General features: G+C 40.3%; 5 protein-coding genes. 1 reads left to right on the top strand and 4 read right to left on the bottom strand.

Going from position 1 to position 6,027, the window contains the following annotated elements; all coding sequences use genetic code 11:
- Window positions 1-55: 55 nt before the first annotated feature.
- From ACGF49_RS14365 to ACGF49_RS14355, 3 genes are all read right to left on the bottom strand, one after another.
- Window positions 56-619 carry a Gfo/Idh/MocA family protein gene (locus ACGF49_RS14365; protein WP_387491550.1) on the bottom strand — a complete coding sequence of 188 codons (564 nt, stop codon included), beginning with the start codon at window positions 617-619 and terminating at the stop codon, window positions 56-58.
- A gap of 338 nt (window positions 620-957) precedes the next feature.
- Complete coding sequence (locus tag ACGF49_RS14360; protein WP_262977574.1) at window positions 958-2,106, bottom strand: MFS transporter; 1,149 nt, start codon at window positions 2,104-2,106, stop codon at window positions 958-960.
- A gap of 359 nt (window positions 2,107-2,465) precedes the next feature.
- The gene (locus tag ACGF49_RS14355) at window positions 2,466-3,908 is read right to left on the bottom strand and encodes a catalase (protein ID WP_113042518.1); all 1,443 of its coding nucleotides are present in this window, start codon (window positions 3,906-3,908) and stop codon (window positions 2,466-2,468) included.
- A gap of 286 nt (window positions 3,909-4,194) precedes the next feature.
- Between ACGF49_RS14355 and ACGF49_RS14350 the strand changes: the two genes are divergently transcribed.
- Window positions 4,195-4,737: a YfaZ family outer membrane protein gene (locus ACGF49_RS14350; protein ID WP_113042520.1), complete on the top strand. Its 543-nt coding sequence runs from the start codon at window positions 4,195-4,197 to the stop codon at window positions 4,735-4,737.
- A gap of 56 nt (window positions 4,738-4,793) precedes the next feature.
- Here the strand turns inward: ACGF49_RS14350 and tyrP are convergent, their stop codons facing one another.
- On the bottom strand, window positions 4,794-5,999 hold the full coding sequence (tyrP, locus tag ACGF49_RS14345) for a tyrosine transporter TyrP (protein WP_387491546.1): 1,206 nt from the start codon (window positions 5,997-5,999) through the stop codon (window positions 4,794-4,796).
- Window positions 6,000-6,027 lie beyond the last annotated feature (28 nt).

Raw genomic sequence — 6,027 nt, 5'->3', positions numbered from 1 at the left:
ATTGCGGGGCACCGAGCCAAAGGAACAAGCTTAAAAAAGCGGGTTGGTGCGATGATTATCGGGCAAGAGTTTTCTTTGGATGAATAGCAGTCAAAGTATGCTCGTGCCCTGCTCCTGCATTACTGTACTTACCGCGCCAATTACTATTGGGATCCTTGCTTGGGATTGTGTATCGAATCTTAATTTGTTTGAGTTTGCCATTGTTTTCATCCATTACTGATTTTAGTTGTCTGTATGATTTAGTATACCGCTTTTGACAAACAGTAAATAGTTCAACGTTATTGGTATAGGCTAGTTGTTTCAATTTTTTAGCTTGATTGATACTAATGGCAAATGGTTTTTCTTTGATGATTTTTAATTTTTTTCCAGAGCAATACTTAATGACATCTTCATACATGTAATGAGGAAGAGCTACAAGAACAGAATCAGTGGGAACCTCTTCCAACATTTCTTGATAGCAAGAATAACTTGGTATTTTGTAATTAATTAGCTTACGTGCTTCGATAATGTTTTCTTCTAAAATATCACAGAGTCCAACGATTTCAATCCCTAATGTATTTATTGTAGGGATGTGCTCTTTAAGAACAATATTTCCGCAACCAATTATAGCTAGTTTCATTAATTCTCCTTAATCTTGGATTAATAGAACTATCTTCTGATTTAATAATTTTAATAGAGAATGTTCATATATTTGTAGTTCAAATATTATTTGTTATGTATTCTCTTAACGGATTATCGTATTTAAAATACTCTTTCCCGTTATAGAAGAATATATAACGCACAGTTATTCGTTCAAAAATTTCTGTTCTCTATCGATAAGGATGGGGATCTTAGCAATATTACTTAACCCCTCATTTATATAAAATAGTTAGATACGATAAAAAATTTATTCAATAAAATTAGAAACTAGAAATATGACCTGTATTTATAGATAAGTCATTACTGGTTTTTTGGCTTCTAGCGTTGCTCAACTGTATATACACATATCAAACCTAGCAAGCTACCGAAAATTAATAGAAAAACCATCATGTCATGCAGCACAATGTTGAACAACCCAGATATGTACATATAACAAGCAGCAATCACTAATTGGGCTGTATGAAGAATACCACTAGCACTACCGGCATTAGTCTTAAAAGGCTCTAGAGCTCTATTTAGCGTGATTGTAAATAAAATAGAGTTGATGATACCTATTAGTGAAAAGGTTATCATATAGCTATAAGTACCCAAAATATCTTCAAATTGGTATAGTTGGCATCCAGCAGCACCCAGTATAATTAGCCCTGTGTTAAGCAAAATTCTATCAGAAATCCAACGTCTCAATAAAGACAGACCAAATGAAGTCGTCACACTTAATGCCGCAAATAATCCCATCCAAAGCGCATATTCTTTGGTAGTTAAGCCATATTTGTTTATTAGTACGAGTGGACTGATATTTACATAAGTGAATACACTGGTAAGCCCGACAGAGGAAATAATCACCATCTTGATAAAATTGGGATCTAGAAAAGAATTTATCGACTGTACTTTATTCCCTAAATTTTCAAGTGGTCTGATATTCTTGTTCATATTAACAGAGGCAGCACTAACTATCACACCAAGAGCAGCCATAGAGTAAAATATGGACTTCCACCCCAACAGAACAATTATTGCTCCTATACTTGGTGCTAGGATTGGCACTGTACATGAAATACCATTGAGGATAGCGTAAGCTTTTACTCTCTCATCACTATCGTAAGAACATTTTCTCACTGTTGAAAGTGCCGCTATATAACATATTCCGCTGCCACATCCTTGAAGAAATCTACTGGTAATAAACAGCTCAACTTCTTGAGCAGGAGTAATTGCACACGATATTGATGACGCTATAAATAATGCTGATCCAAACACTGATGTTAATGACATACCAAATCGATCTACAGTTTTTCCAGCAAGTAATAGACTGCTTGCAACTCCTATGAGATAGACGGAAAACACCCGATTCATTTCTATATCAGAAGCTAAAAGGTGTAATTTTATGTTTGGCACAGATACTAAATAGAGATCAATGCCTAGTGGATAAAGTAGAACTAATAAGCTGAGCGATCGAATAACACTCCATTGCATACAATACATTCCAGAAAGTGAATAGGTGCAATGGCTAGCCCAAAGCAATTCAGCAAAACGGTGAGCCGAAATTTAGCAATTTCCTAAATGGAAATCCATAACTATAATTAGCTAAAAATAAATCGGGAAATATTTGTTTTGACTCTTATCAATGCTAAATTTCTTACTATCTATTACCTCAACAGTTTAAAAATAACGGTATTAAAATCTCCCGCCAGCAAATTAAAAAATGGGTGATGGATTTACGGGTGATAGATTTACCCGGTTTCCCTTGAGCTATTTTGATTTATTTTCGTACTGCCCATTATCACTAATGGAGTCATGGGCAGAGATAATTAATGATACGGGGTTGTTAGCAATCAGCCTTTCATTTTTTTCAGCGCATTTTCAACACCGGCGCCATATTCTGGGTGAACTTTTCTAAATAGCTCGACTTGGCGGCGTTGAGTATCTTCATGAGCTTGTGACAGTTCACTGGCGATACGGTCAAACATACGCTGATGCTCTTTACTACTGATTAAGTTATATAGTGCGCGAGGCTGACTGAAATAATCTTCATCTTGACGATGGTTCCAGTGATCGGCATCTCCTTCTAAAGACAATGATGGGTGTTTGAATTCAGGTTGTTCCTGGAACAATCCTGCATTGTTTGGTTCATAAGTCACGGTGTTTCCGCTGTTGCCATCGACCCGCATTGCCCCATCACGGTGGTAATTATGGAACGGACAACGAGGCGTATTGACTGGAATTTGATGGTGGTTAACGCCAAGACGATAACGTTGAGCATCACCATAAGAGAACAGACGGCCTTGTAACATCTTATCAGGGGAGAAACTGATACCTGGCACGACATTGGCTGGGTTGAAAGCAGCCTGTTCAACATCTGAGAAATAGTTATCAGGATTACGGTTTAGCTCGAAATAACCGACATCAATCATCGGATAATCGCCGTGAGGCCATACTTTGGTCAAATCAAATGGGTTGTACGATAACAGATTAGCTTCTTTCTCTGGCATGATTTGGACTTTTAATTTCCAGCGTGGATAATCTCCTTGCTCAATTGCTGCAAACAAGTCACGTTGAGAACTTTCACGATCTTTACCTACCAGCGCTTCTGCTTCTTCGTCCATCAGGTTTTTAATGCCTTGCTGACAACGGAAATGGAATTTCACCCAGAAACGTTCATTATCTTCGTTGATAAAGCTGAAAGCATGGCTACCAAAACCGTGCATATGACGGAAAGATTTAGGTACGCCACGGTCACTGAAATCAATCGTTAATTGGTGCAGTGATTCAGGTTGATGAGAGAAAAAATCCCATTTATAGGCAGGATTACGTAAATTAGTGTGAGGATCGCGTTTAACAACATGGTTAAGATCTGGGAACTTCAGCGGATCACGAAGATAGAATATCGGGGTATTGTTGCCGACTAAATCCCAGTTCCCTTCTTCAGTATAGAACTTAAGCGCAAAACCACGAATGTCACGTTCAGCATCTGCTGCGCCGCGCTCACCGGCGACGGTTGAGAAACGGGCAAACATCTCGGTTTTTTTGCCTATTTCAGAAAAAATCTTAGCGCGGGTGTACTTAGTAATATCGTGAGTAACCACAAAGATGCCATGAGCTCCAGAACCTTTGGCATGCATACGGCGCTCTGGGATCACTTCACGATCAAAATGGGCAAGCTTTTCTAAAAACCAAACATCTTGTAACAACATAGGACCACGTTGACCCGCAGTCATGACATTATTGTTGTCAACGACAGGGGCACCAGCATTCGTTGTAAGTCCTCTCTTTTTCATCACACTTCTCCTGTTTTACATGAAAAAAAACAGCGGAATCGCTGATTAAGAAAAAATGTTCTGGTCAAATGGCGAAATGCAAATATTGTGTTTTTTTATAATTCATTTATTATTTTCTTGTTTATTGTTTAAAATAAAACTATTTACATAATTAATTATTAAGCAAATGAAATGAAAAATTCACACATATTTAGTAAGTATAGATGATTCATTTCTTTTTGTTGTCTATCGGTTTAGTTGTATTTACGTAATATGTTTAACATTAAGTAAATAAAGAGGAAATATCATGAAGGTTTATCTTGCCGCGGTAGCAACCGGTTTGTTGTTGATTGCTGAATCAGCGAATGCAATTTCCGTGAATGTTCAGGCTGGCCGCCATTTCACCCATACTTCTGCGGCAATTGGTGATAACAGTGCTGGATTATCCTTTAATGGCAACTGGGCACGCAGTGATCATAATGGGCAGTTGGGAAGTTTGGGAACCGCATTTAGCCTGCCTGTTGGTCCATTGACGGCCAGCATTGGCGGTAAGGCTCTCTATTTATCCCCTAAAGATGGGAAAAATGGTGAGGCATTAGCCGCAGGTGTGGGTTTGAGTTGGACTATTATGCCCGCTTTAGCGCTGTACGGTGAAGCTTACGGTGCGCCATCCAGATTAACTTCGGGTATTGATTCTTATGTTGAGGCTGCGGGTGGCTTACGTTTTACCGTATTTAAACCGTTGACGGTGGATGCTGGTTATCGGGTTATGAACATGAGAGGGAAAGAGGGAAATAGGGATAACAAACTGGCTGATGGATTTTATATCGGTGCTGGTTTGAATTTCTAATTTACTTTTGCGTTTTGTCCGCACCATTGCTGATGCGGACAGTTTTGACTTCTTAACTAACCCACTTCTGGCAGTAAACCACTGACAATACCTATCTGGATAGCAATTACCGTAATTCCGCAAAGAAATACCAGAATCAGAACGGGTTTTCCGCCTTTTACCCGATAGGCTCGTTGCTCAATTTGACGACTGCGCCATGCCAGCATGGAAGGTAGTAACAGTGCGAGAATGGACAGAGCGACTGCGGCGAAAGTTAATGCCATGACAAAGTTTGGATAGTACAGAGCGCAAAGCAATGGTGGAACAAAAGTAATGATGCCGGTTTGCAGGCGACCGGTCGCGTTGTTACGGCGTTTGAACAGATCTGCCATATAATCAAACAAACCTAAGGAGACCCCAAGAAATGAGGTTGCCAGCGCCAAATCAGCAAACAGACGGACAGCAAGCTCTACACGAGGTGTTGCGACAACCTCTCTCACCGCTTTTAACAGCCCATTCAGCCCTGATTGCTCCGCTAAGATCCCGACAAAAGTATGGGAAGAGATGGCACCCAGAGTGGCTAATTGCCATAGGATATAGGCAGTTAATGGGATAGCACTGCCGATAACAAATATTTTGCGTAACTTACGGGTATCGCCCCCCATATAATTGACGATACTTGGCACACTGCCGTGAAAACCAAAAGAGGTGAATACCACGGGAATAGCTGATAATACCAAACCTTGTTCCAAAGGCATTGACATCAAGTTAGTGCTTTTGATGTGGGGCATCATGACGGTCAGCATAATAACCAGAAAGATGATTTTTGCCGTAAATAGCAGGCGGTTAATCATATCGACAGATTGAGTACTGATAGTGACAACACAACCCGCGACAAGAGTGAAAATCAGCACACCGTATGAAACAGGAATAGGTTTATCCAGCCATGAAGAGAGGCTGCCTGACAGCAACTCACCTGCACCACTGATATAAGCGGTTGTCAGAGCATACATGAGGAAAAGCATACTGAAACCGGTGAGCCATTGGCCTCCTCGCCCAAGATAACGTTTTGCCAGCGTTCCCAGGCCCGTATCGGCCGGGCTGTATTGATAAACTTCCACCAACAATAAAGCGGTATAGCTCATCAAAACCCAAAGAGCGATTAACATCACGAAGGTTGTTCCAAAACCGACACCGGCTGCTGCCAGCGGCATCGCCAGCATTCCTGCGCCAATTGTCGTGCCCGCTACGATAAAAATACTGCCAAGAGTACGATTCTTCACGCTTTCCCCTAGTTTCTGAACTGATTGA

Origin of the sequence: Photorhabdus sp. RM96S (assembly GCF_042879335.1) — a bacterium.
In the GTDB taxonomy this organism is placed as follows: domain Bacteria; phylum Pseudomonadota; class Gammaproteobacteria; order Enterobacterales; family Enterobacteriaceae; genus Photorhabdus; species Photorhabdus kayaii.
The sequence above is the reverse complement of the archived record's forward strand: the minus strand, read 5'-3'. Positions and strand labels throughout refer to the sequence as shown.

Bases quoted from the DNA above. Each gene is read 5' to 3' on its own strand.
- ACGF49_RS14360 (WP_262977574.1), bottom strand. From the start codon at position 2,106: ATGCAATGGAGTGTTATTCGATCGCTCAGCTTATTAGTTCTACTTTAT.
- ACGF49_RS14350 (WP_113042520.1), top strand. From the start codon at position 4,195: ATGAAGGTTTATCTTGCCGCGGTAGCAACCGGTTTGTTGTTGATTGCT.
- ACGF49_RS14355 (WP_113042518.1), bottom strand. From the start codon at position 3,908: ATGAAAAAGAGAGGACTTACAACGAATGCTGGTGCCCCTGTCGTTGAC.
- ACGF49_RS14365 (WP_387491550.1), bottom strand. From the start codon at position 619: ATGAAACTAGCTATAATTGGTTGCGGAAATATTGTTCTTAAAGAGCAC.